The sequence below is a fragment of the Leuconostoc carnosum genome, assembly GCF_007954525.1.
Classification (GTDB): Bacteria; Bacillota; Bacilli; order Lactobacillales; family Lactobacillaceae; genus Leuconostoc; species Leuconostoc carnosum.
Window position 1 is genome coordinate 1,437,419 of sequence record NZ_CP042374.1, and the last position, 24,907, is coordinate 1,462,325.

Sequence of the window (24,907 nt, forward strand, 5' to 3'; positions counted from 1 at the left end):
AGTGACAAGGGTAGGGAGAATAATGTTACCAGAATTTAACCCAATTGGACAATTAACAACACAAGAGGCACAACAAGAAATAGCTAAATGGCAAGATGAATTGACACAATATGGCGTGGCATATTACGAAAAAGATGCACCACTTGTGGAGGATTATATTTATGACGCTATTTATGCACGATTAGTTGACTTAGAATCAAAATTTCCACAATTTGTAACACCAGATTCACCAACACAAAATGTTGGTGGTGCTAATAAATCAAATTTACCAAAAGTCATACATCCAGCACCAATGTTATCTTTAGGGGATGTATTTAGTTTGGCGGAGTTAGATGAATGGGATGAACGAACAACTAAGTCTTTAGGTTTTCAGTCTGCTTATAATTTAGAATTAAAGATTGATGGGTTAGCAGTTGCTTTAACGTATGTTAAGGGCCGATTAATTCAAGCATCGACAAGAGGCAATGGTATGATTGGCGAAGATGTGACGACAAATGTTAAAACCATTCAAACTATTCCACAAGTACTCCAGGAGCCGCTAACGATTGAAGTGCGTGGTGAAATTTATATGTCAAAGGCCAGTTTTGCGGCACTAAATTTACAACGTGAAGTTGATGGATTGGAACCATTTGCTAATCCGCGTAATGCTGCGGCCGGATCATTACGTCAACTTGATGCTAGAATTACTAAAAAGCGTGATCTATCAGCTTTTGTTTATTACACAGCAGAACCAGAAGTTTTGGGTGTAACAACACAAAGTGGGGCTCTAAAACGTTTTGCAGAACTAGGATTACCCACTGATACACATAATCAGGTGGTTACAAGTATGCTTGATGCAGAAAATTATATTGATCAGTATACAACCCAACGTGATGATTTATCTTATGGTATTGATGGTGTAGTCGTTAAAGTTAATCAGTTAGATAATCAGTTGGATTTAGGAAATACTGTTAAAATTCCACGCTGGGCGATTGCCTACAAATTCCCTCCAGAAGAGGCATTAACAGTTGTGCATGATATCGAATGGACTGTTGGGCGAACAGGTGCAGTGACGCCAACTGCTGTTATGAATCCTGTCCAATTAGCTGGCACAACAGTGCAACGGGCTAGTTTACACAATCCTGATTATCTTAATGCAAAAGGTATCCGTATTGGGGATACTGTTACTTTGCATAAAGCAGGTGATATTATTCCAGAAATTGGACAAGTTATTTTAGATCAACGGCCCAATGATAGTAAAATGTATGATATACCAACTATATGCCCTGCCTGTGGATCAGAATTAGTTCACTTGGAAGGTGAAGTGGCATTGCGCTGTATTAATCCAGCATGTGCTGCCCAAATACAAGAAAGCTTGACACATTTTGCTTCACGAAATGCAATGAATATTGATGGTATGGGACCCCGTGTTATTGGACAGTTATTAACAGCCAGTTATATTAAGGATGTAGCCTCTATTTATCAATTAAATAAAGACCAATTATTGTCACTAGAAAAATTTAAAGAAAAATCAGCTACAAATCTATTGGCCGCTATTGAGCAATCTAAAGAAAATTCTTTGGAACGTTTGTTGTTTGGTCTTGGTATTCGAATGGTTGGTGCTAAAGCTGCGCGGTTAATAGCAGAAAAATTTCAGCATTTATCAGCTATTTCAGAAGCAACAGTCGAAGATATTTCTGCTATTGACGGTATTGGATCAGCAATTGCGGGTTCGTTGGTGCAATATTTTGAAACACCACAATCTCAACAATTAATAGCTGAATTAAATGAAGCAGGTGTGAATCAAACCTACTTATCAGATGTATCGATTGATGAAAATTCGTTCTTTTATGGTAAAAGAGTTGTTTTGACTGGTAAACTAGAGCAAAATAGTCGTCCAGTCGCAACTAAATGGTTACAGGATCATGGCGCAAGTGTGACAGGTTCAGTATCTGCCAAAACAGACCTATTGATTGCTGGAGAAGCCGCAGGTAGTAAGTTGACAAAGGCTAACGAACTTGGTGTAATGGTATGGACAGAGCAAGAGTTTGTTGATACACAATCAAAAGAGGATAGTAACAGATGAGACGTATAGGTTTTCGAGGATACATGATAATTGCGGTGATTATTGCAATCATCGCTGTTGGTATATTGTATTTTTTTAATATTAATCGTGTGGCACCGACGGCTACGAAAAAAACAAGTGGTGTACAAATCACCCAGAGTGCATCTGGACAATACCAAACAGTGATTAAAAATGGCCGTTATTTGGTGAGTGCAGCAAGGGGTATTACTGCTACAGCTGAGCCAAATAATCTAGATGTTAAGCACTTTGAATCAAACTTACTTGGTTTAGCAAAAACACATTTTAAAACAAGCCAGTATATTTTCCAAGAAGGGCAATATTTATCCTCAGATAAAGTAACGAATTTATTGGATCGGAAAAGCTCAAGTAATGCTGATGGCTTAAATCCAGAAAATAATGGTAAAACTGGTGATTCACGTAACCCAATTTATGTTCAAACACTGACTGAGCAAGATTTTATGACCAAAGATGGCAATGGTTTAAAATTAGCAGGTATGGTTATTGGTGTTGCGATGAATACGCAGGATGAATATCAAAAAGAAAAGTACGGGGCTACATACACGCAAGATATTTCCGAGGCCGATCGCATAGCCTATGGTAAAAAAATCGCGCCTCGTATTATTCAGCAAGTTCGTAAGCAATCTGGTGTCTCAGAAAAAACGCCTATTGTGATTGCGATGTACGCTAATGCTTCTTCTGATTCATTAGCACCTGGTAGCTTTTATGCAGAAGCTACTAGTAACGAGGGTAGTAACTTAGAAACATGGTCAGACATTGATAATAAATCAATCGTTCTGCCAAAAGAGTCAACTGATACTTCAAAGCTTGGTAGTGATGAGAATAGTGGTTTTTCTAATTTTAAAAATGATATTGCTAATTTCTTCCCTAATATTGCTGGATCAACAGCTGTGGCCAATTTCAAGAATGGTACGCTATCCGGTATGAATGTTACTGTGACCACTCAATTTTATAGTCAAACAGAAATTGATAGTTTTACTACGTATGTAGGGCAAGCTGCGTTAAAGTATTTGCCAAATAATGTGCCAATTCGTATTGTTGTTCAAACAGCTAACGAAACGCAGGCAATTTTGATACGTAATGTTAATGATAAAACATTTACTACAACGATTCTTGATTAAGCATAGTTCGCTATGCTTTTTTGTATATATGCATAAAAATGGTATAATTTAACTATGTCTGAATCACAAAAATACCTCACAATTAGTGCATTAACTGCTTATTTAAAGCGTAAGTTTGATGCTGATCCTTATCTAGAGAAAGTTTACATTACCGGTGAAGTTTCTAACATTGGTCGTCGTCGAGGACGGCATTTATATTTTTCAATTAAGGATCCAAATGGCAATGCAGTTATTTCGGCTACTATGTTTTCGTATGCCAATCGTATTAAATTTCAGCCTGAAGAGGGGATGAAAATTAATGCAATTGGACGTATACAAATTTATGAGCCTAATGGCTCGTATGCCATTATTTTAGAACAGATGACGCCAGATGGTATTGGTGAATTATTTCTGGCCTATGAACAATTAAAACGTAAGTTACAAGCTGAAGGATTATTTGATTTACCAAAAAAACGCTTACCATTATTTCCTAAAAAAATTGCTGTGGTAACTTCACCTACCGGTGCGGTGATAGAAGATATTGCCCGTACAGCACAACGCCGATTTCCTAGTGCGCAAGTGGTGTTATTTCCAGCTGTCGTTCAAGGTGAAAAAGCTGCGCCGACAATTATCAAACAGATTAAACGGATTGATGCTTCGGGTGATTATGACACATTAATTGTTGGTCGTGGCGGCGGTTCAATTGAAGATTTGTGGGCTTTTAACGATGAAGTATTGGCACGTACAATTGCGTCAGCTACAATACCTGTTATCAGTTCTGTTGGTCACGAGACTGACAATACTTTGGTCGATTTTGTCTCTGACCATCGTGCGGCGACACCGACAGCTGCGGCTGAATTAGCGACACCAGTGACATTAGAACAACTCGTCACGCGTTTTAATGAATTACAATTACGATTAAATATGCGCATGAAACAAATGATTGATGTGAGACGCCAACGTGTTGAGCGTATAGCCGAACATATTATTTTTCAGCAACCAGATCGCTTATATTCGGGATATACTCAGAGATTGGACCAATTATCATATATGTTATTGCAAACAATGCAGCAACGTATTCAAAATACGCAACATCAATTTATGACACTGATACAGCGCCAACTACAATTACGGGCACATTTATTACAGCAGCCACGTGATACTGTTAATCTGTTAACGGCAAAATTAGATTTAGTGAGCCCATTAAAAATATTAACAAGAGGTTATGCTATTGTTGAAAATCAAGGTGATGTCGTCAGAAAAATTTCTGACATCAATGTTGATGACGATATTAGTGTCCGTTTTTCAGATGGTATGGCAACTGCTAAAATAGTAGAAAAGAGAGCTTTAAAAAATGAATGAAGAACCAACTTTTGAAGAAAAATTACAGCAACTAGAAAGTATTGTGAGCCAACTAGAAAAAGGGGAACGTCCGTTAGAACGTGCGTTAGTTGATTTTCAGAATGGCGTAAGTTTAGTAAAAGATTTACAGACCACATTAAAAAATGCCGAAGATACGTTAGCAAAAGTGATGGATGATAATGATAATCTAACAGATTTGGAATTGACAAATGACTAGATTAACAAACTTTCAAAATGACTGGTTACCAAAAATTGATAACCAATTAAATTTAGATTTGGAAAAAGTATCAAGTGATGATCATGTTGCAACCATGTTAAAATATGCTGTGCTGAATGGTGGTAAGCGTCTACGACCATTATTGACACTTGCGATTGTAGCTAGTTTTGATCAGAAAATAACATCTAGCATTTTAAAAGCAGCTACTGCAGTTGAATGGGTGCATTCCTATTCGTTAGTGCATGATGATTTGCCTGCAATGGATAATGATTTGATACGTCGCGGTCAGCCGAGTGTGCATGCGCGTTTTGGCGAGGCAGAAGCAATTTTAGTGGGTGATGCTTTACTAACAGGTGCTTTTGATGTTGTGGTGACGGCTAATGATAATGCGAATGAAAATGAAGCTATTGGAGCTGACGAGTTACTGGCTATGGTGCAGAACTTATCGCATCAAGCAGGTGGTTCGGGTATGGTTCTTGGACAAGTGCATGACATGCAAAATCATAATGCTCAGGGGGTATCGGATAAAGATTGGTTAATAAATGATGTTTATGTACCAAAAACTGCTGCACTTCTACAATACGCGGCGTTATCAGGTGGCCGATTAGCCTATTTTTCCGAAACTGTTGAACATACTCAGACAAATCAAGACTTATTTAACATTGGAAGTCATTTTGGAATTGCTTTCCAAATTCAAGATGATTTAGATGATTTTGATCAAGATGACCAAGAAGATGTGGGTTCTCTGCCACATCTAATCGGTGTAGCAGCAGCAAGACAACAGCGTGATCAATATTTGGCAAAAGCACAACAGTTAGTAACTGAGGTATCAAAACGTGAAACATCATTCGATCGTACATTATTAGATGATTTTTTGAACTTGATTGGAGATAAAATATGAGTGCTGTGGATAAAGAGCGCGTTGACATTTTGTTAGTGCAGCAAGGGTTGTTTGAGTCCAGAGAACAAGCCAAACGTGCAGTAATGGCTGGTGAAATTCTTGGTGAAAATGAAGAACGGTTGGATAAGGCAGGCCAAAAAATCCCAGTGACCACGGAATTGCATTTTAAAGGTGAAAAACTAAAATATGTTTCACGTGGTGGTCTGAAATTAGAGAAAATATTAGAAAACTTTGATGTATCAGTTAAAGATAAAACAGTGCTAGATATTGGCTCGTCCACTGGTGGCTTTACCGATGCATCACTACAAAATGGTGCTAAACTAGTCTATGCATTAGATGTTGGTACCAATCAACTTGCTTGGCGATTACGTTCTGATGAACGTGTTAAAGTGATGGAGAATACAAATTTTCGTTATTCAAAACTAGCTGATTTTGAATTTGGACAACCAAATTTTGCCACGATTGATGTCTCATTTATATCTCTTGGCTTAATTTTGCCACCTTTATCAAACATCATCACAATGGGTGGACAAGTTGTTGCTTTAATCAAGCCACAATTTGAAGCTGGACGAGAAAATGTCGGTAAAAACGGAATTATTAGGGATCCATCAGTTCACAAACAAGTACTGCAAAGTGTCGTGCAGATGATGGTTTCGGATGGCTTCTCAATTGACGCATTAACTTATTCACCAATAAAAGGTGGGCAAGGAAATATTGAATTTTTGGCCATTATAAGACGTGATGAGGTGCCTGTAATTAAATCTGATATTGATGTTGATCAATTATTAGAACAAACTTATATGCAATTAAATCAAACAGGAAATAATGACAATGAATAAAAAAGTGCGACAAAAAGAATTGTTGACATTAATTCAGAATCAACAAATTGGGCGCCAAGAAGATATTGTTGCCTATTTTGAAACACTAGGTGAAACAGTTACCCAAGCGACAATTTCTCGTGATATCAATGAATTGAGTCTGATTAAAGTACCAAATTCTCATGGTGGTTTTCACTATCATTTGCCAAAGCAAGATGATCGGCCGCGTTTACAACGCTTAAAGCGCGCTTTACAACAAAGCTTTTTAAGTCAACGCGCACAGCGGGGTCAAATTATGATAAAAGTACAGCCAGGAAATGGGCAACTTATTGCCAATTTGTTTGAACAAGTACAGTTTCCAGAAGTATTTGGTACTTTAAGTGATGATGGTTCTGTTCTCGTATTATTAAAAGATGGTGTATTACCCGCTCAGATGACAAATATTATACAGAAACTACTTGAAAAATAAACGAGACATAGGCGGGTTAATTTGATGATTGGAACAGTATGTTAGAAAATCTTATTATTGAAAATTTTGCGATTATTGAAAAGGTGAATTTAGAATTTGACGGTGGAATGAGCGTCTTAACTGGTGAAACAGGTGCAGGAAAATCAATTATCATTGATGCTTTGTCGATGCTAACTGGTGGCCGTGCGAATTCTGAGATGGTGCGCCACGGTAGTCATAAGGCAGTTTTACAAGCGGTTTTTAGTGTACCCAATAATACAAATTTGCTCAATGATCTTGATCATAATGGTATTACTATCGAAGATGGTGAGTTAATCATTTATCGTGAATTAAACCAAAATGGACGTAGTACTATTCGAATAAATAGTGTTTTAGTTAATTTGAAAACATTATCTGTTATTGGGCAACATTTGGTGGATATTCAAGGACAAAATGATACACAACAGCTATTAAATAGTGAAGAACATTTGCCCTTGCTGGACGCATTTGGTGGTGAAAATCTTGCAATCGTTAAGCGGCAATACGCCAAGTTATTTAATGATTTCCGTTCAATCACGCAACACATTAGAAAAATTCAAACATCACAGCAAGAAATAACGCAACGACTAGATCTATTGCAATTTCAGCAACAAGAACTAAATGATGCCGCATTAGAAGCGCATGAAGAAGAACACTTACTAGATTCACGCGGTAAACTGATCAATTTCAAAAAAATTGCTGATCGTTTGCAGAGTGCGCAAACTGCGCTTAATGGCGATCAAGTTGGGGCTGTTGATTTGTTAGCAGAAGCGATGCATGTGTTGCAAGAAATTTCAGAATACGATGATAATTATGCCGAATTAGCAACCACAATTGCAGATAGTTATTACGTTGCTCAAGAAGTTGGACGTGATGTTGATGAGCAGATGGGTCAACTAACATATGATGAAACAGAGTTATTGCGTATTGAAGAACGGTTACAGTTGATTCATTCTTTGGAAAGAAAATATGGAACAACGGTCGCTGATGTTCTAGCTTTCCAATCAAAAGTTGATCAGGAATTATCAGCTATTGATCACGATGAATACGATATAGAACAACTTCAGATAAAGAAAAATGAATTGAGACAAGTTTTACGTAAACAGGCTATTAAATTACGAGAAGTCAGGCAACAAGTTGCCCGAGATTTAGAACAAAATGTGAACCAACAATTGAGTGACTTGTTGATGCCTGGTGCTGAATTTGAAGTACATTTTGAACCAATTGAAGGTTTTGTGTCATCAGGAACAGATAAAATTGAATTTTACGTTCAAACAAATATTGGTGAAGGTATGGCGCCGTTAGTTAAAATTGCATCTGGTGGTGAAGCTGCGCGATTAATGTTAGCGTTAAAAACAACATTTGCTAAGCAACAACATATTATTTCAATTATTTTTGATGAGGCAGACACAGGTGTATCAGGTCGTGTTGCTCAGGCAATTGCAAAAAAAATGATGACAATTGCTACTGATTCACAAGTATTAGCGATTACTCATCTACCACAGGTTGCCGCGGCCGCCACACACCATTTTTTAATTTCAAAAGCAACTGAAAATGATCGTACCATCACTAAAGTACAGCATCTTGATGAAAATGGACGGGAACGTGCGATTGCAATGATGTTATCAGGAGATAAAATTACTGATACTGCACTTGCCAATGCCAGAGATTTACGTCTTCAGGCAACTGATATAAATTAACACATAAAAACGATTGAGTTATTGGCTCAATCGTTTTTATGTGTTAATTTTCTAGATCGCGTTTAATGTGCGACAACCACCAAGAACAAAATGAACAGAACAGCTAACGCGTACATTAAGGGATGTACTTTTTTTCCGCGTCCAGTTGCAATCATAGTAATGGGGTATAAGATAAATCCAAGAGCGATACCATCTGAAATTGAATAAGTCAGTGGCATACCAATGACAATTAGGAAAGCAGGCGCAGCAATAGCAAAATCATCCCATTCAATTTGGCGAAGGCTGCTAGCCATTAACACACCGACAACAACTAAAGCAGGTGCAGTAACTTGTGATGTTACGACTGTCAAGAGTGGTGAAAAGAACAGGGCCAGTAAGAAAAATAGGCCAGTAAAGACACTTGTTAAACCAGATCGACCACCAACTGCAATACCTGATGACGACTCAACATAAGCTGAAGTTGGAGAAGTACCAATAACTGCACCGACAGTCATTCCCACAGCATCAGCCATTAATGCACGACCAGCGCGGGGCATTTCATTATTTTTCATGAAACCAGCTTGTGTTGCTAAACCAATCATTGTACCAGCAGTATCGAAGAAAGTAACAAGTAAGAAGGTAACAACAACTGTGACCATCTGCAAAGAATTAATATCACCGATATGCATCACAGCAACACCAAATGTAGGCGCTAACGATGGTGCAGATGAAACAAAGGCTGTTGGTAAATTGATTAAACCGAATAGTATACCAGTAATTGAGGTAATAACCATACCAATGAAAATAGCTGCAGGCGTCTTACGCGCTAATAAGATAAAGGTAACAATAATACCAAATATTGACAACAAAGATGTTGGTGTTGTTAAATGTCCTAATGATACCATAGTACTTTTATTGGCTACAATTAAACCAGCGTCATGTAATCCTATAAATGCGATAAACAACCCAATACCTGCAGCAATAGCAAGCTTTAAATTCTGTGGAATAGTGTTAATTATTTTTTCTCGAATTTTAAAGAAGGTTAGTACCAAGAAAATTAAAGCAGCAACGAAGACACCAGCCATAGCTGTCTGCCATTTAACACCCATGCCGATAACAACTGAATAAGCAAAGAAGGCATTGACACCAAGACCGGGTGCAATAGCAATAGGATATAGAGCAACGATACCCATAAACAATGTTGCTACAGCTGATGCGATGGCTGTGGCGGTGAAAACAGCCCCTTTGTCCATTCCTGCATCACCCAGAACCGAAGGGTTGACGAATAGAATATAGGCCATTGACGCGAACGTCGTCAGACCAGCAATGAACTCTGTTCGAACTGAAGTATTCAATTCGCTGAGTTTGAAATAATTTGCAATCGCAGACATGATTGCCTCCCAAATATATTGTAACGATAAACGTTCTACTTAATCATAACAACATTAATCACGAATTAAAACATAAAGGTACCTAAAAAATAATATAAAAAGAGTGTTTTATCCGGTTTTTAAAAATGAAAGCGCTTAAAAAGCGAACTCGATTTCATAATTGTTCGTTTATCACTGATGTACTAGCTTTTTTTAGTTTTTTAACCATTTTAATATATGAAGGGATCATAACAATGACCGATCCAGTCCACGCTAGCACATTCGCTAAACTCGCACCAAAGAATCCAAAGGGACCAACGAGAACAATTGCAGCAACAGTACGCATCAATAATTCAGCAATACCAGCATACGTCGGTGTTTTTGAATCATTAAGTCCCTGTAAGACATAGCGAATAATAAATAGGATTGATAAAATGTAATAAAAGGCACCATTTGCCCAAAAATATTGTTGTGATAATTTCAAGACGTCGTGTTGATCGGCACCCACAAACAACATGACGGCATAGCGACCAAAAGCAATTTCAAGAATGCCCATAACCAGCCCAAACCCCATACTCATGTACAAAGCATGTTTGACACCAACTATAATACGTTGATATTGTCCAGCACCATAATTTTGTGCCGCAAAAGTTGCCATCGTAATGCCAAATGACATCAATGGCAAGGTAGCTACTTGGTCAATACGTTGTGCGGCAGTTGTTGCTGCAACAGCATTTGTACCTAAGGTATTTAATGCACCTTGTAAAACAAGCGCCCCAATAGCAATGATTGCGCTTTGGAAACCCATTGGTAGTCCGGCGCGTAAGTGAATGCGCATGTCTTTAATATCCCATTTAAGATCTGTACGTTGTATTTGTAACATAGGGGTGAATCGATAAATATGCCAAAAACTCAGTAATGCTGAAATGAGTTGTGCTAAAACAGTAGCGATAGCGGCACCCGCAACACCCCAATGTAAGCCAAGAATGAACCAAAGTTCAAGGATAACATTAGCAAACATACCAATAATTAGATAATTAAGTGGTGAGCGTGCGTCCCCAATTGCACGCAAAGCATTAGCTGTGACATTGTAGCCCATAGTGGCAAAAATACCACCAAGAATAATAGCTATAAAAATAAGGGAGTCATTAAAAATATCATCAGGTGTTTGCATCAGCTTTAACAAAGGATGAATGAGTAGTAAGCTGATTATGGTCACAATAATAGTCATGAAGGTAGAAACAATAATTGTTGAGGCCATACTTTTTCGGACACCAGCAATATCACGAGCACCGTAGCGTTGAGCAGTAATGATAGATAGGCCAGCAGTAAATCCTTGCACAAAACCAATGATTAAAAACATAATGGATCCGGTCGCACCAACAGCAGCTAATGCTTTAACGCCTAATGTTTGGCCAACAATTAGCGTGTCGGAAAAATTATAAAGCTGTTGAAATAAGTTACCAATAACTAGAGGTATTGTAAAAAACAGGATTTGCTTAGCAGGCTTGCCTTCGGTTAAGTTGCGCATAAATATCTCCAATATCATCTGACTAAATAAAATAAAGCATACAGGATATTCTAACTGAATTTTGCCATGTTGACTAGTAATTTGTTTGATTTTTAATGCTATAATAAAAGTAACACAAAAAACGAGGGAGTTAACTTATGGTCGCGCAACTTGTCTTGGTTCGCCATGGGGAATCAACAGCTAATCGTAATAATGAATTTACGGGGTGGACGGATGTTCCTTTGACACCTAAAGGTCGCCAGCAGGCTAAACAAGTTGGGCAGAAGTTAGCTGAGCACCAAATTCTTTTTAATCAAGTACATACTTCTTATTTGCAACGTGCAATTACTACCGCCAATATTATTTTATTTGAAATGAATCAATCTTGGTTACCAATGACTAAAACTTGGCGTCTTAATGAGCGTCATTATGGTGCTTTGCGAGGGCTTAATAAAGATCTTGCTAGAAAAGAATATGGTTTTGAAGCGGTAGCCTTATGGCGAAGAAGTTATACAGCGGTACCGACACTATTAACAAAGGTGACACCAGATCGTCGGTATCCTAATGGATTAGAGCCGTATGGAGAAAGCCTTAAAATGGCTAGTGATCGCTTGTTACCTTATTGGACTCAAGTGATTGAACCAGCACTTAAGGCTGGAAAAAATCAGCTGATTGTTGCTCATGGCAGCAGTTTACGTGCACTGGTTAAGTATTTAGAACATATTAGTGATGAGGATATTGATGGGCTAGAAATTGGTAATGGGGAACCGATTTCTTATACTTTTGATGATGAATTTAACATGAGCCACCGTCATTATTTATAATGACACCGCTCATGTTACAGTAAAGGAGTAACTACTGATGAATGATAAAACTTGGGCGCGTATCAAAAAGTACACTGAACTACAAGGCACATCAGGTCAAGAGCACATTGTACGTCAACAATTTCGTGATGAACTGGCACCGCTAGTAGATGAAGTTAAATATGAAGGCTTGGGTGGTATCTTTGGTGTTAAGCAACATTCAAATAACCACGCGCCACGCGTCATGTTTGCTGCGCACTTGGATGAAGTTGGCTTTATTGTCACAGATATCTTAGCCAGCGGAGCCTTACGTGTAGCTGCAATCGGTGGTTGGAATGCTACAGTTATTTCTTCTCAGCGTTTTACATTATTTACATCACAAGGTGAGTATCCTGTAGTATCGAGCTCGGTATCACCTCATTTACTTCGTGGTGGGACAAAAGGACCGCAATTACCAACCGTTGACGATATTTTATTTGATGCGGGTTTTGTCGACGGTAATGAGGCAAGTGCTTATGGTGTTCGGCCAGGTGATTTCATTGTGCCAAAGGTAGAAACAGTCTTAACTGCAAATAAAAAACGCGTGATGTCTAAAGCATGGGATAATCGTTTTGGTGTTGTGACTGTTTTAGAAGCACTTGAAGCGCTTAAGGCCGAACAAACACCCAACACTTTGATTATGGGTGCGGATGTACAAGAAGAAGTAGGGCTACGTGGTGCACACGGTGCGGTCAACCTATTAAAGCCTGATATTTTCTTTGCGATTGACTCTAGTGCCGCTGATGATGTATCCGGTGCGGCACAACATCAAGGGGTATTAGATCAGGGCACATTATTGCGTGTATTTGATCCAACTGTGGTGATGCCAGTACGATTGAAAGAATTTTTGTTATCAACAGCTGAAGATAATCATATACCTTATCAATATTTTGTATCGAAAGGTGGCACTGATGCAGCTGCTGCACAAAGTGAATTAACTGGGATACCATCAGTTGCTTTAGGTGTCGCTTCGCGTTATATTCATACACATCAAACGGTGTGGTCAATTGCTGATTTTGAAGCAGCCAAGGCGTTTGTCGTGGCAATTGCAAAAAATTTAGATACCACAAACTTAAAGACAATTATGGGCGATTAGTGTTTTATGTTCAAAAAACTGCGAAAACTAGATTATTGGATAGCTGTACCGTTTACAATACTCAGTATGCTGGGTGTTGTTATGGTTTTTTCGGCAACGCAAGGTTCAGCTGCGTTGGGTAATTTTATCAAACAGGCGATCTTTGTCATGATTGGGCTGAGTGGTGCACTATTTTTATACCATTTTAATTTAAAACATTTACAAAATGTGCGATGGCTTAAATCAGCAATGTACATCATTATTGCGGCCCTCATTATTGCTAAGGTGATTATGCCAGCAGTCAATGGGGCACACGGCTGGATCAATTTGGGGGTGATTACCCTACAACCAGCTGAATTTCTAAAGTTAGCAATGATCTTGTACTTTGCTTATTTCTTTTCTCGTTACCCATGGAAGAGCAATACGCGATGGGCATTACAATCAGTTGTTAGAAACCATATCTTATGGCCGCCGATAGTCGCTTTAGGCCTTGTTTTTATCATGCCGGATAATGGTAATGGTTTAATTACTTTAGTTATCTGTTTTGCATTATTGTTAGCTTCAGGTATGTCAAAACGAGCAATTGCTATCGCGGCAGCCGCTACTGGATTGGGATTTGGCTTTTTACAACCGCTTATTCGATTATTGAACCATACGTTTAATTTAACAAGTAATGATCACTACGTATTTTCACGATTAACTAGTTTTGTTAATCCTTGGGATCCAAATGCTGCTGATGCTAGCCGGCAATTATTGTACGGTTATTATGCCATTGCTCATGGTGGTTGGTTTGGTGTTGGTCTTGGAAATTCTTTAATTAAGCCTTACTTACCGGAATCTAATACTGATTTCATCATGGCTGTCATGGCGGAAGAACTCGGTGTAGTGGTAACTACTATCGTGCTTCTTTTGGTGTTAATATTAGTTGGGCGTATGGTGATTCTTGGTATTCGCCAGAAAAATCAATACTATCGATTAGTCTTATTCGGTATTGCAACACTCCTATTTTTACAAACATTTGTTAACTTTGGTGGTGTGCTTGGTGTGTTACCCATCACTGGTGTTGTTTTTCCATTTATTTCTGGTGGTGGATCATCGTATATCGTCTTTAGTGCAGCCATCGGATTAGCACTTAATATTGCAGCAACTCAGAAAAAAACAGTTGATATTCATCCAGGGGATGTGATTGCTAGAAAGGATTATCAATGACATTTGAGATACAGCCGCGTCGTGCATTATATGTCTATTTAAAAAATAATCGCCACGCGACACAATTAAAAAAATTTGGTCATCTCACTTATATCTCACGGAAAATGGGATTTGCAACGATTTATGTAGATGATGTTGATATTGATCAAAAAATTAGTAAAATTAAACAGTATAAGTTTGTAGGAGAGGTGTTACCATCACCACGTCCAGATATTGATCCTGATCTAGGTGACCTACATGATGACATTTTCTTTGAAAGTTACGATGAAGAAAAAAATAATGAGTAGTTATGATTTAATATTATGATTTTAAATCTATCGTATGCTTATTAAAGAAAGGAAAGTGAGTTGATATACGGCAATGTTGTCAGCTGACATAGGAGTGAAATGCGAGTAGTATCAGGTCGTTTTCGCGGAACAAGATTAGACACCGTGATGGGGGATAAGACACGCCCAACAACGGATAAAGTAAAAGAGGCAATGTTTAGCATGTTGATGCCATACTTAGATGGTGGTCATGTGCTTGATTTGTATGCTGGAACCGGTGGTTTAGGCATTGAGGCAGTATCGCGTGGTATGACACAAGCGACACTAGTGGATCGGCAATTTCAAGCTGTAAAAGTGATTCAACAAAATGTTGAAAAAACGCATGATAGTCAAGTGTTCACTATTTTAAAGTCCCCAGCACGGCAAGCATTACAAAGATTTGCTTTGGAAGATGTTGCTTTTAATCTTGTCTTTTTGGACCCACCGTATGCTAAGGAAACGATTGATGATGATATGCGTTTTATGTCGGAAAATCATCTATTGAATGATGGGGCTATCGTTTTAGCTGAAAGTAACGATACTGCTAATTTGCCAGATGAAGGCGATAGGTTTAAAATTGTTCAACAAAAGCAGTATGGCATTACGGTTGTAACAATTTATCAGTTTGAAGGGGAAACTTTATGAGTATTGCACTATTTCCAGGTAGTTTTGATCCACTCACAAATGGACATTTAGATATTATCCGTCGTGCAAGTAAGATGTTTGATAAGGTTGTTGTTGGCATTGGGAACAATGCAGGGAAAAAAGCTTTATTTACGCCAGAAGAGAAGAAAATTTTAATTTCTCAAATCGTAGCGGATTTACCTAATGTTGAGGTAGCTATTATCAATGGCTTAACTGTGCAATTCATGGCAGAAATCAATGCTAAATTTATTGTACGTGGTTTGCGAAATAGTAAAGATTTTGAGTACGAACGTGATATTGCTGGGGTAAATAGTACATTAGCGGACGTAGAAACTGTGTTATTGCTCGCTAAACCAGAAAACCAAAATATTTCTAGTTCAATGGTTAAAGAAATTGGTAGTGTTGCAGCTGATAATATGGCAAAATTCGTACCACCAGTTGTGGTCAAAGCTCTGAAAGATCGGTTGCATTAATGAGAAAAAAAAGTAAAATTATTGCTGCCATAGTCTCTCTAGTTGCACTTATCGGTATCATAGGACTTGTCTGGCCATTGGATGGTTATATTGAAAGTCCCGGTGAAGCTGATGATTTGGCTCGGTTTGTGACTATTGGTGGCAAAAAAGATACGTCAAAAGGTCGTTATAACATTACATCGGTCTATCTTTCTAAAGCCAACGGTTTTGGTTATTTACGAACTAAAATCAGTCCATTCTTAGATTATTCACAAAGTGAGGACGTGACAGGTGGTCAAAGTTCAGATGTATTTGCTCAAGTACAAAGCTTCTATATGCAGAGTGCAATTGCTAATGCAGAACAAGTTGCTTTTAAAAAAGCGAACAAGCCAATTACTACACAATACCGCGGAATTTATGTTTTGAGTGTAAGTAAGCAGTCACATTTTAAGAAATCGATTCGCGTAGGTGATACAATAACTGCAGTTGATGGTCATCACTATGAAAATTCTGATGGATTTATTAAGTATTTAGCTAACAAAGGAAAAGATGTTAGTGTTACAATAGATTATTTACGTAATGGTAAAAAAGGTAAAGCTACTGGAACGACAATCAAATTGGCTGGTAGTAAGTCGCCGGAATATCCAAAAGGTAGATCTGGAATTGGTATTGTGTTGACGGATAATGTGGCGGTAACAACAAAACCAAAGGTGGCAGTCGATCCGGGCGAAATTGGCGGTCCATCAGGTGGTTTAATGTTTACATTACAAATTTATGATCAACTAACTGGCAATAAATTATCAAAAGCACGTAATATTTCTGGTACCGGAACGATGAATGCCAACGGTTATGTAGGTGAAATTGGTGGTATTGATAAAAAAGTCATAGCCGCCAAGGCAGCGGGATCAACAGTCTTTTTTGCACCATACTTACCACCAAACAAAAATATATTAAAATATGAAGAAAAGCATCAAACAAATTATCAATTAGCACGAGATACAGCTAAGAAACACGCGCCAAATATTAAAGTTGTACCTGTTGTGACGTTCCAAGATGCAATTAACTATCTTGAAACGGGTCGTATCATTAAGACAACTGATAAAGTTCAATAATATAAATAAAAATACGACCTGCTTGAAGTGATCTCAAAAAAATTAGTGGTTAAGTAACTACTGAGTGAACTTATGAAGACAAATGCATTTGAAATATCTTATTAGCTTAGTAAAACATATTAAATAACACCTAGTAAAAAATGCAATTTTTTACTAGGTGTTATTTATTTTGAAAATATTTTTTCAACATTAACAATAATAAGTTGAGTAGATTGAAGTCCGTCAGCGCTTAAGAACCAGAGACCAGGACTAGCGCATTATATACAATGGTAGTTTCTGAGCTAACACCGCTAATTGCTTTTGTTGATTTGTACTATCTGTTGCTAGATCTAAAATGGATTCTATTTTTTTAAGCCATCCTTAAAGTTTTTTTACGACCAGAGATAATGATGCTACCTAACATGTTAGTACATTCGATTTTTTAAAACTGACTCAAGTAAGGTGGCAGATTTTTGGGTAGCAGCAGTTACTGATGTTTTTTCACCTAACGCTGCAATAATATTAAGAGGACTGTTATCAAATACAACAACATGACCAGGGCGGAAACAGATATTTTTGAACCAGTAACTTTTATTTTTAGGTAATGCTTTTGATGTTTGTGTTGCTTTAGACGTCTCATTTTTCGTTTTTTGGAATAAAAGAAAAAATCAATGCAGTAAGTAGCAGTAAAAACAGTAATTAATTTACTGCATTTCATAATTTTTCTTTTAATTAGTTAACAGAAATGAGGCATTTTCCGAAAAATTAATATCATGAAAAAGGATAATAACAGTTTTATCAAATTCAGTTAATAGTTGTTGGGGTAGATACATTATGTGTACGGTGAAATTCATATCTAAATTATTAAGTGGTTTGTCAAGAGCGGATTAGGGGCTAGTTGATTGGAGGTTAAATTGGCATAAAGTAAACCTAAATTAAAATAGGCTCTATTGTTATGAGATACTAGGTTGTTTATGGTGAAACAATTTGTGAAATGGGGGTATGTGTCAGATGGAGAAATGTCTGACGGAAATCATCGGGCTTAGTGGGTATTGGTTGTGTGAGCCAAGTAGATATAATGGCCAGTGTGGTTTTAACTGTGAGATCAATAGCAAAATCACGACTAACTGGTGCTGTGCCAAGATTATAATTTTCAAAGAACGGGGTTGCCCACTTAGTGTACACTTTTTTTAGGAAATATAGCCACTCGCCATTGGCATAGTGACCCGTGTAAAGGATTTTTAAAGTATGGTTATTATCATATAATACGGGTAAGACATAATCAGCGATCATCTCAAAAGGATCTGTTGTTGTACTGGTTGATAAGGCGGCAATGACTTGAGCATCAAGTTGTTTGGCAATATATTGAAGTATGGCTGATGGTGAGTTAAATAATTTGATTGCATGGTGATGTGCAATGCCTGCTTCTTTGATAATAAGATCAATGTCACAGTACACACCATTGTGACGATATAGCAAAGACAAAAAAGCATCAACAAGTAGTTGGCGTTCAGCAGTGTGGGTCTTGTCAGTTTGTTGTCCTTCTAGGGCAGACACAATTTCTGGTAGTGGCATGTTGAATGTTTTGGCAATAATGGTCAGTGCTGCCACAGGTGGTATGCTAACACCACGTTCCCAATTAGAAACGGTTTGACGTGAAACGAATATTTGCTCTGCAAATTCAACCTGTGTGAGGTTATGTCGTGTGCGAATATTTTGTAAAATGTGTTGAATGGTATTGAATTTCATAAATATTTCCTCAATCAAAATTTCATTACAGCAATAGAAATTATTATATCATAAAAAGACTAACGTTTAACATATAATTATAGATTTGTCGACATAGAATAATGAGCATAAGAGATGCATCGTAAATGTTATACTTATTTTTATTGTTCAATATGAATTAACAGAAGAGTTAAATTATGAACAAAGCAATGACAGGTTCACTAATAATCGGATAAGCATTGGCAATTGGAATGATATCAAAAGCCGATGCTAAGTTATATTACATGCCATTTAATTTAACAGTGATGCCAAAGCCAAGCAAATTATACTGGAGCACGCTATCGTAATACGAGTGATAGGCGTAATAATTTCAAGGTTGGTGTTGGTACTTCTACCGAGGGGTATAAGACCTAATGTTCGTTTAGACTTCAAGCAAATAAGTTGTTCGGTTGGGGTGATGCTTCTAGAGTCGTTACAGCTGGTCCTTATTTAGATTATGCGTACTCTCCAAGTGACGGGTCGGCAGAAAAGAAAAGTACAAGATTAAAAGTGGCAAACACTGAACGATCTTCATATTCACAACAAATTTCTGGGTGGTGGGATGAGGCTACTGGATATATTGCGACGTCAGATTCACGACGTCCGAATTAAGGAGATAACAGTATGATTAGTAATTTTTTCTTCAAGCGAATTATTGCTAGTCTTTCCTATAAAGTATTGCTAATAATAACAACATCTATTATGGTGTTAACTTTTTTAGGCATACATCCGTTTAATTATGGATTATACAAAGGCCATACGATATTACGTATGACCTTTGTTCTTGTAGGCAATGGCGAAAGTGCATTTAGTTTTTTGAGCACAGCAATGTATAGTGTTTTGCCACTGTTTATATTAGGTGGTGTGACCAACCATCAGATCAGCGATCAAAAATCAGGATTTGATGTTGCTGTTATGGCAAGACTAGGATATAAAAAATATTTGCAACAATTATATATTGGTTCAGCTATGACAAGTGGTCTATTATTTATTGGTCCATTATTACTTAATCATCTTATTGTTCTTGGTAGTAGGTTGGTGATTACAAAAAGCTATGCTGATCCCATAGGTCCAGAGGTGATCATGCCATTAAAATCAGATCTAATCTGGCATTGGGGTGTCTGGAGCTGGCAACATCTCTTAATGACTGATATATTGTATAGCTTGGGGAATACTTGGTTGTTCATTATATTTGGGACGATTTTGGTTTCACTAGGGTTAATCGTTACAAAACTATATCAACTTGTGTTACTCACATTGGCCATATACTTACCTTTCTGGGCTGGTGGTAGTCTGAGTATCAATAAGTTAATGCAACCATTGATACCAGCTTATTTAAATCACATTATTCTAGGTTATGTGATCTTAACAATTGGGGCTATCGTGTTTAATAGTTTAATTTATCGTTATTTTGTTAGGTGGCACATATCATGAGTAAAAAAAATATAAGTTGGTTAGGTGTGACTGCCATTATTTTTTGTATATTTTTCTTTACTTGGTATAAATTTGGGATGGTGTATGATTTTGGAGACTGGTCGCGTTATGAAGCCAGTCGTTATTTAGATGCACTGGTGTGGTGGACACTTTTTGTACCACTTTTCTTGGCCATAACAATTAAAAATATAACAATAGACTTGCAGAAATTAATGCGACAAAAAAATCGCGTCGCTATTTTTAGGAAAAACGTGCGACAAGGTATACGAGATGCGATCATTTTTGTAATAATTATTGGTGTTATGGGCATGATACGAGTACCAGTTATTACAATGACTACCAATCAATTCAATATTTTTTTATTGCTATGGTCGCTCCAATTAGTTACTGCTTTTTTGTCGTTAACCACGATGCATATTTTGATGATGGTGATTTATAATGGCACGAATAAACGGTGGTTGGCATTAATTGTCGCAACACTTATTTCTATTGTGGTAATGGCGACGACAAGGCTGACAGTGTCATTACCTTGGCAATATTATGCGATTGTGAGCATGATTGGAGAATGGCCAGATGTGACGATAGTTATTCCCTACTTTATGATGGGGATTTGGATATTTGTAATTATTGGTATTTACCTTATTGGTGAATCGAAAGCAAAGTGGTTGCAATGGTACAAATAACGAAATATCAAATAGTGATATGTTTTATTTTAAGTGCTGTTTTTGTTGTTGGGCAACAATTGACGCATGAAACGCCAATATATTTGATGAATCAATCGACTATCACTTATGTACAACAGATCACTTTACTAGTATCTCAACTAATGCCATTTATAATGATTATTGGTTGGGAGGAGCGTATGCAAACAGGTCAGGGACTGAACTATTTTGTGAGACATAAGAATCGCTTACAAGTGATGATCAAAAGCTATTTACATTCTACAATTATTGTTATTGTTACCACCTTTACCATTATTCTTAGTCAAATTTTTTTGACAAAACAAACAGGCATTGATTATAGATGGACTGGTGTCATATGTTTTTATGTGATGTGGCATCTATTACAACGTATAGTTGAATCTTATTTCAGTAGTGTTAGTAGTTTGGCTATGATGGTTGGCATGATAGGATTTGGATTGTTTGTCAAAACACCGATACTGCAGCCCCTATTATTTTTATTTGGCCGATTTTCAGAGTTGAATACATGTAAAACTATCATAATGCTAATGATTATTACAGGGTTATATGCGGGTCTAGGCTATATATACAGAAAAAAACAGGTAATCTAAATGATAGAAGTAAAAAATATAACGGTTAAGATAAAAAAAGAAACAATTTTAAAAGATGTGTCATATATTTTTGAAGCTGGTAAAATATATGGTCTGCGTGGTCGAAACGGTGCTGGAAAAACAATGTTTCTACGGGCACTAGCTGGTTTAATACGAGTGAGTTCTGGGCGTATCGTGGTTGATGGTGAGGTGTTAGGTGAAAATATTGATTTTCCACCAAGCCTTGGCTTGCTGATTGAAAATAATAATTTGGCTCCTGAATTCTCATTAACCAAAAATTTAAAACTATTATCGCAAATAAAAAAAGTTGCTACTGATGATGATATTGAACAGACGATTGCACGTGTTGGTTTGGCAACAAATGATTCACGTAAAGTTGCAAAGTTTTCCTTAGGTATGAAGCAACGTGGTGCTATAGCACAGGCTTTATTTGAAAAACCTAGTTTAATTTTATTGGATGAGCCTACCAATGCAATCGATCAAAAAGGTGTGATACAAATACGTGAACTTTTGGCAGAAGAAGCACAACGTGGGGCAACGATTATATTAGCCAGTCATAATTTAGAAGACTTAACGCTATTAGCTGATAAAATTATTGATTTGTCCGATGGGGAGATTGTGTCAGATGTATAAAAAATGGATTATCACAGCTATTATTGTTTGTGGTTTTGGTGTTTTTTTGTGGCAGTTAGTACCGATTATTAAAAATCACGTTATGCCAGAAGGACCACGACAGTTATTGGGTCAAAGTAAAAATACTGCAATATCAAGTGTCATCGAAAACGTAGGTGGTGTAAAAGGTATTATGCAACTTGGTTTAACCACTGGTATCTATGATATCACGATAAAATCCGATCATTTAGTGAATACACCTGTGTTATCTGACGGTCAGCGTGGTGATCGTTATCTTGGTTTAACCCTTGATCGAACAACAACATTTAATGTTGGTCAGGGTGAGGCAGTAAAATTTGAACCCGCTGAGTTTAAACCTTTGATGAAACGAAATAATGTTTATACGATTTCAACACCAGGAAATTATGTAGTTAATCGACAAATTCCCGAAGGACGTTATCAAGTTAAGATTCACGATATCAAACGTCAAACAATACAACGCGACAAATTTCGGCCAGCGACAATTACAGTTGATAGTAAGTTTCTAAATGGTAATGGCAGTGGTGATGGTCAGGGTGGCATTATATCATCAACATTAAATCGCTCAAGTCCTATTATCTTACTTGAAAATCATCGCTTACTAAGCATTACTTTTTCTGGCGTAGAGCATGGTAGTTATGTTGAATTGATGCCTCTGACAGATTGAAAAGTCATGTGATATTTCATTTTGATAAAAATTGGAGAAACCACCTTTAATTGATATTATCTGTTATAACGAAAACATAATTAGTTGCTACAAAGGTAGGTGGGGGTGTTAAAGAAAGTTAGTGGTTGTTGTAAACTAATCCGATGCCGTCTCGAGTTGCACAATACAAAATAGAATCTGTACCGCGATAAGGCATGCTAATTATTTCCATGCATAAAACCGTCCTACATTAATTTATAGGGCGGCTTTGTTATCTATTTACAAATAAGTTGAAAAATATGAAATGTATAAAAGATTTTAAGTGAGCGTGGGGCATTGCATCCAATCAGAGATGAAAAGGGTTCACATTACACTACATATAGCAGGTCATATTTTTATTTATATTTTATCAATGTAGATACTGTTAATCCAACCATGGTGCGCCAGTTTATACCAAACTAAATGATTCTTATCATGCTGTTCTGTAGTAATAGCAACGAAATCACCATCTAAGACGCTACCAATGGGTAGACCATAGGGAGATTCAAAAACCTCTGTTGATTGTTCGGGCAAGAAATTAACTATCGCATTTGGCTGATCATTCTCTAGTTCTGCATCTTTAATATAATTAATATTTTCAATATTTGGTGCTGTATCAGATAATGTCATCAATGTGATGTCGTAAGGGACCCAATTATGATCACCAATTTGATACCAGAACTGACCATTACCAGTGATCACGCGTAGTGGGGTTGCCCAATAGCTATCATTGGTTAGATTAGCTGTGACATGATTATAGTCATCAGGTGCCGCATAGCTTACGACAACGTTTTTCATGTGAATATACATAGTCACACGGTGAACAGCTTGCCAAGATGTTGGTTGATAAAAAATTTGAAGTGATTGTGGCATGTTACCAAAAACACCAGATAATTCACCAGAGTTATCCACATATTTATAGTTTGTCAGATCTGGTGTATTAATTGTGTAAGATTCACCGATATTACCATCCAGGCGATGAGGTTCTAGGAGGGTTTCTTGCGTTGCTATATTTTTATAATAAACCCAAACGGGTGCTTCATTTGTCATGTGTTAACCTCTAAAATTGGAATGTGAAGATCAAATATTTTATGAAAAGGGGTTAATAGAACCAAGTATCATAAATCGTAATGGGTTCATGTCGCTTATGTGCACTAGTGAGATAGAGTTGCTCAATTTTATTTGCAGCTTCAGTTGATATCTGCTTACCTTCTAAATAATTATCAATGAGGTCATAACTTACGCCAAGAGCGACTTCATCAGGTAGCTGAGGGCGTTGGTCTTCTAAGTCTGCTGTTGGTATTTTTTCATATAACTCGGCGGGCGCATCTAGATAAGCGAGCATTTGGCGTCCTTGACGCTTGTTTAAACGCCATAGTGGATTGATATCTGTACCACCATCACCATACTTTGTAAAAAAGCCAGCGAAGGCTTCAGCAGCGTGATCAGTACCAATAACTACACCATTATGTTCACGAGCAACTGCATATTGTGCGATCATGCGCATTTTTGGTTTGATTGAGCCACGACTCATATCGTCTACAGACAAGCCACTATCACGTAAAGCCAAAGTCATCGCATCTGTGGCTGTTTTAATATTAGTAGTCACGGTCACATCAGGTGAAATAAAATTCAATGCTGCAAGTGCATCAGCTTCATCTAACTGTTCACCATAAGGTTGACGAACAGCAACAATCTGATAATCATCATTTAGTGATGATTCTTTGTTTAATTCATCTACGGCTAGCGCAGCGAGTTTACCAGCTAAGGTTGAATCTTGTCCACCACTAACGGCAATGACGTAACTTTTATATTGTGGATTTTTTTGTAAATAAATTTTTAAAAAATTGATGCTACGTCGTACTTCTGATTTCGGATCAATTATAGGTTGAACATGAAGGTCAGCAATGATTTGAGCCTGTAATGCATGCAT

Annotated in this window: 26 protein-coding genes; 21 read left to right on the top strand and 5 right to left on the bottom strand. The window is 37.3% G+C overall.

Features of this window, described 5'->3' with window-relative positions; all coding sequences use genetic code 11:
* The first annotated feature begins 22 nt into the window (after positions 1-22).
* The 8 genes from ligA to recN are packed head-to-tail and all read left to right on the top strand — an operon-like array spanning position 23 to position 8,668.
* Positions 23-2,065, top strand: a complete 2,043-nt coding sequence (gene ligA / locus FGL89_RS07175; protein ID WP_014974650.1) for an NAD-dependent DNA ligase LigA — start codon at positions 23-25, stop codon at positions 2,063-2,065.
* On the top strand, positions 2,062-3,204 hold the full coding sequence (locus FGL89_RS07180; RefSeq protein WP_014974649.1) for a CamS family sex pheromone protein: 1,143 nt from the start codon (positions 2,062-2,064) through the stop codon (positions 3,202-3,204). The genes ligA and FGL89_RS07180 overlap by 4 nt, the downstream gene beginning before the upstream one ends.
* Positions 3,205-3,258: 54 nt before the next feature.
* Positions 3,259-4,545: an exodeoxyribonuclease VII large subunit gene (xseA, locus tag FGL89_RS07185; RefSeq protein WP_014974648.1), complete on the top strand. Its 1,287-nt coding sequence runs from the start codon at positions 3,259-3,261 to the stop codon at positions 4,543-4,545.
* Positions 4,538-4,762: an exodeoxyribonuclease VII small subunit gene (locus tag FGL89_RS07190; RefSeq protein ID WP_014974647.1), complete on the top strand. Its 225-nt coding sequence runs from the start codon at positions 4,538-4,540 to the stop codon at positions 4,760-4,762. Before xseA ends, FGL89_RS07190 begins: the two co-directional genes overlap by 8 nt.
* Positions 4,755-5,663: a polyprenyl synthetase family protein gene (locus FGL89_RS07195; protein WP_014974646.1), complete on the top strand. Its 909-nt coding sequence runs from the start codon at positions 4,755-4,757 to the stop codon at positions 5,661-5,663. Before FGL89_RS07190 ends, FGL89_RS07195 begins: the two co-directional genes overlap by 8 nt.
* Entirely contained in the window at positions 5,660-6,502 is an 843-nt protein-coding gene (locus FGL89_RS07200; protein WP_014974645.1) for a TlyA family RNA methyltransferase, read from the top strand. Before FGL89_RS07195 ends, FGL89_RS07200 begins: the two co-directional genes overlap by 4 nt.
* Positions 6,495-6,950: an arginine repressor gene (locus tag FGL89_RS07205; RefSeq protein WP_014974644.1), complete on the top strand. Its 456-nt coding sequence runs from the start codon at positions 6,495-6,497 to the stop codon at positions 6,948-6,950. Before FGL89_RS07200 ends, FGL89_RS07205 begins: the two co-directional genes overlap by 8 nt.
* Positions 6,951-6,988: 38 nt before the next feature.
* Positions 6,989-8,668, top strand: coding sequence for a DNA repair protein RecN (gene recN / locus FGL89_RS07210; protein ID WP_014974643.1), 1,680 nt, complete (start codon positions 6,989-6,991; stop codon positions 8,666-8,668).
* A gap of 62 nt (positions 8,669-8,730) precedes the next feature.
* On the opposite strand, the gene FGL89_RS07215 is transcribed toward recN, so the two are convergent.
* Positions 8,731-10,038, bottom strand: a complete 1,308-nt coding sequence (locus FGL89_RS07215) for an NCS2 family permease (RefSeq protein WP_014974642.1) — start codon at positions 10,036-10,038, stop codon at positions 8,731-8,733.
* A gap of 154 nt (positions 10,039-10,192) precedes the next feature.
* The gene (locus FGL89_RS07220) at positions 10,193-11,548 is read right to left on the bottom strand and encodes an MATE family efflux transporter (protein WP_014974641.1); all 1,356 of its coding nucleotides are present in this window, start codon (positions 11,546-11,548) and stop codon (positions 10,193-10,195) included.
* Positions 11,549-11,685: 137 nt separating this feature from the next.
* On the opposite strand from FGL89_RS07220, the gene FGL89_RS07225 reads away from it, so the two are divergent.
* The 7 genes from FGL89_RS07225 (at position 11,686) to FGL89_RS07255 (ending at position 17,167) form a co-directional block, all read left to right on the top strand.
* Positions 11,686-12,351: a 2,3-bisphosphoglycerate-dependent phosphoglycerate mutase gene (locus FGL89_RS07225; protein ID WP_014974640.1), complete on the top strand. Its 666-nt coding sequence runs from the start codon at positions 11,686-11,688 to the stop codon at positions 12,349-12,351.
* A 37-nt stretch (positions 12,352-12,388) separates the two neighbouring features.
* The gene (pepA, locus tag FGL89_RS07230) at positions 12,389-13,465 is read left to right on the top strand and encodes a glutamyl aminopeptidase (protein ID WP_014974639.1); all 1,077 of its coding nucleotides are present in this window, start codon (positions 12,389-12,391) and stop codon (positions 13,463-13,465) included.
* Between the two features lie 6 nt (positions 13,466-13,471).
* Complete coding sequence (locus FGL89_RS07235; protein ID WP_135197632.1) at positions 13,472-14,653, top strand: FtsW/RodA/SpoVE family cell cycle protein; 1,182 nt, start codon at positions 13,472-13,474, stop codon at positions 14,651-14,653.
* On the top strand, positions 14,650-14,940 hold the full coding sequence (locus FGL89_RS07240) for a YlbG family protein (protein WP_014974637.1): 291 nt from the start codon (positions 14,650-14,652) through the stop codon (positions 14,938-14,940). Before FGL89_RS07235 ends, FGL89_RS07240 begins: the two co-directional genes overlap by 4 nt.
* Positions 14,941-15,039: 99 nt before the next feature.
* Positions 15,040-15,603: a 16S rRNA (guanine(966)-N(2))-methyltransferase RsmD gene (rsmD, locus tag FGL89_RS07245; RefSeq protein ID WP_014974636.1), complete on the top strand. Its 564-nt coding sequence runs from the start codon at positions 15,040-15,042 to the stop codon at positions 15,601-15,603.
* Entirely contained in the window at positions 15,600-16,076 is a 477-nt protein-coding gene (gene coaD, locus FGL89_RS07250; protein WP_014974635.1) for a pantetheine-phosphate adenylyltransferase, read from the top strand. Before rsmD ends, coaD begins: the two co-directional genes overlap by 4 nt.
* On the top strand, positions 16,076-17,167 hold the full coding sequence (locus FGL89_RS07255) for a SepM family pheromone-processing serine protease (RefSeq protein WP_014974634.1): 1,092 nt from the start codon (positions 16,076-16,078) through the stop codon (positions 17,165-17,167). Before coaD ends, FGL89_RS07255 begins: the two co-directional genes overlap by 1 nt.
* Positions 17,168-18,118: 951 nt before the next feature.
* Here FGL89_RS07255 and FGL89_RS07260 read toward each other — a convergent pair.
* Positions 18,119-18,895 (bottom strand): helix-turn-helix transcriptional regulator, encoded by a 777-nt coding sequence (locus FGL89_RS07260; RefSeq protein ID WP_014974633.1) that lies wholly within the window; start codon positions 18,893-18,895, stop codon positions 18,119-18,121.
* Positions 18,896-19,315: 420 nt separating this feature from the next.
* Between FGL89_RS07260 and FGL89_RS07270 the strand changes: the two genes are divergently transcribed.
* Genes FGL89_RS07270 through FGL89_RS07295 form a run of 6 tightly spaced genes read left to right on the top strand, consistent with a single transcriptional unit; the run spans position 19,316 to position 22,956 of the window.
* A complete protein-coding gene (locus FGL89_RS07270; RefSeq protein ID WP_014974632.1) occupies positions 19,316-19,525 on the top strand; it encodes a hypothetical protein in 210 nt (69 codons plus the stop codon).
* Positions 19,526-19,537: 12 nt separating this feature from the next.
* The gene (locus FGL89_RS07275) at positions 19,538-20,347 is read left to right on the top strand and encodes a hypothetical protein (RefSeq protein WP_014974631.1); all 810 of its coding nucleotides are present in this window, start codon (positions 19,538-19,540) and stop codon (positions 20,345-20,347) included.
* Positions 20,344-21,030, top strand: coding sequence for a hypothetical protein (locus FGL89_RS07280; protein WP_014974630.1), 687 nt, complete (start codon positions 20,344-20,346; stop codon positions 21,028-21,030). Before FGL89_RS07275 ends, FGL89_RS07280 begins: the two co-directional genes overlap by 4 nt.
* Positions 21,018-21,638, top strand: coding sequence for a hypothetical protein (locus FGL89_RS07285; protein ID WP_014974629.1), 621 nt, complete (start codon positions 21,018-21,020; stop codon positions 21,636-21,638). Before FGL89_RS07280 ends, FGL89_RS07285 begins: the two co-directional genes overlap by 13 nt.
* Positions 21,639-22,271, top strand: coding sequence for an ABC transporter ATP-binding protein (locus FGL89_RS07290; protein ID WP_135197625.1), 633 nt, complete (start codon positions 21,639-21,641; stop codon positions 22,269-22,271).
* On the top strand, positions 22,264-22,956 hold the full coding sequence (locus FGL89_RS07295; RefSeq protein WP_014974627.1) for a hypothetical protein: 693 nt from the start codon (positions 22,264-22,266) through the stop codon (positions 22,954-22,956). Before FGL89_RS07290 ends, FGL89_RS07295 begins: the two co-directional genes overlap by 8 nt.
* A gap of 378 nt (positions 22,957-23,334) precedes the next feature.
* On the opposite strand, the gene FGL89_RS07300 is transcribed toward FGL89_RS07295, so the two are convergent.
* Complete coding sequence (locus tag FGL89_RS07300) at positions 23,335-24,024, bottom strand: MucBP domain-containing protein (RefSeq protein ID WP_014974626.1); 690 nt, start codon at positions 24,022-24,024, stop codon at positions 23,335-23,337.
* A 52-nt stretch (positions 24,025-24,076) separates the two neighbouring features.
* Positions 24,077-24,907, bottom strand: a complete 831-nt coding sequence (nadE, locus tag FGL89_RS07305; protein WP_014974625.1) for an NAD(+) synthase — start codon at positions 24,905-24,907, stop codon at positions 24,077-24,079.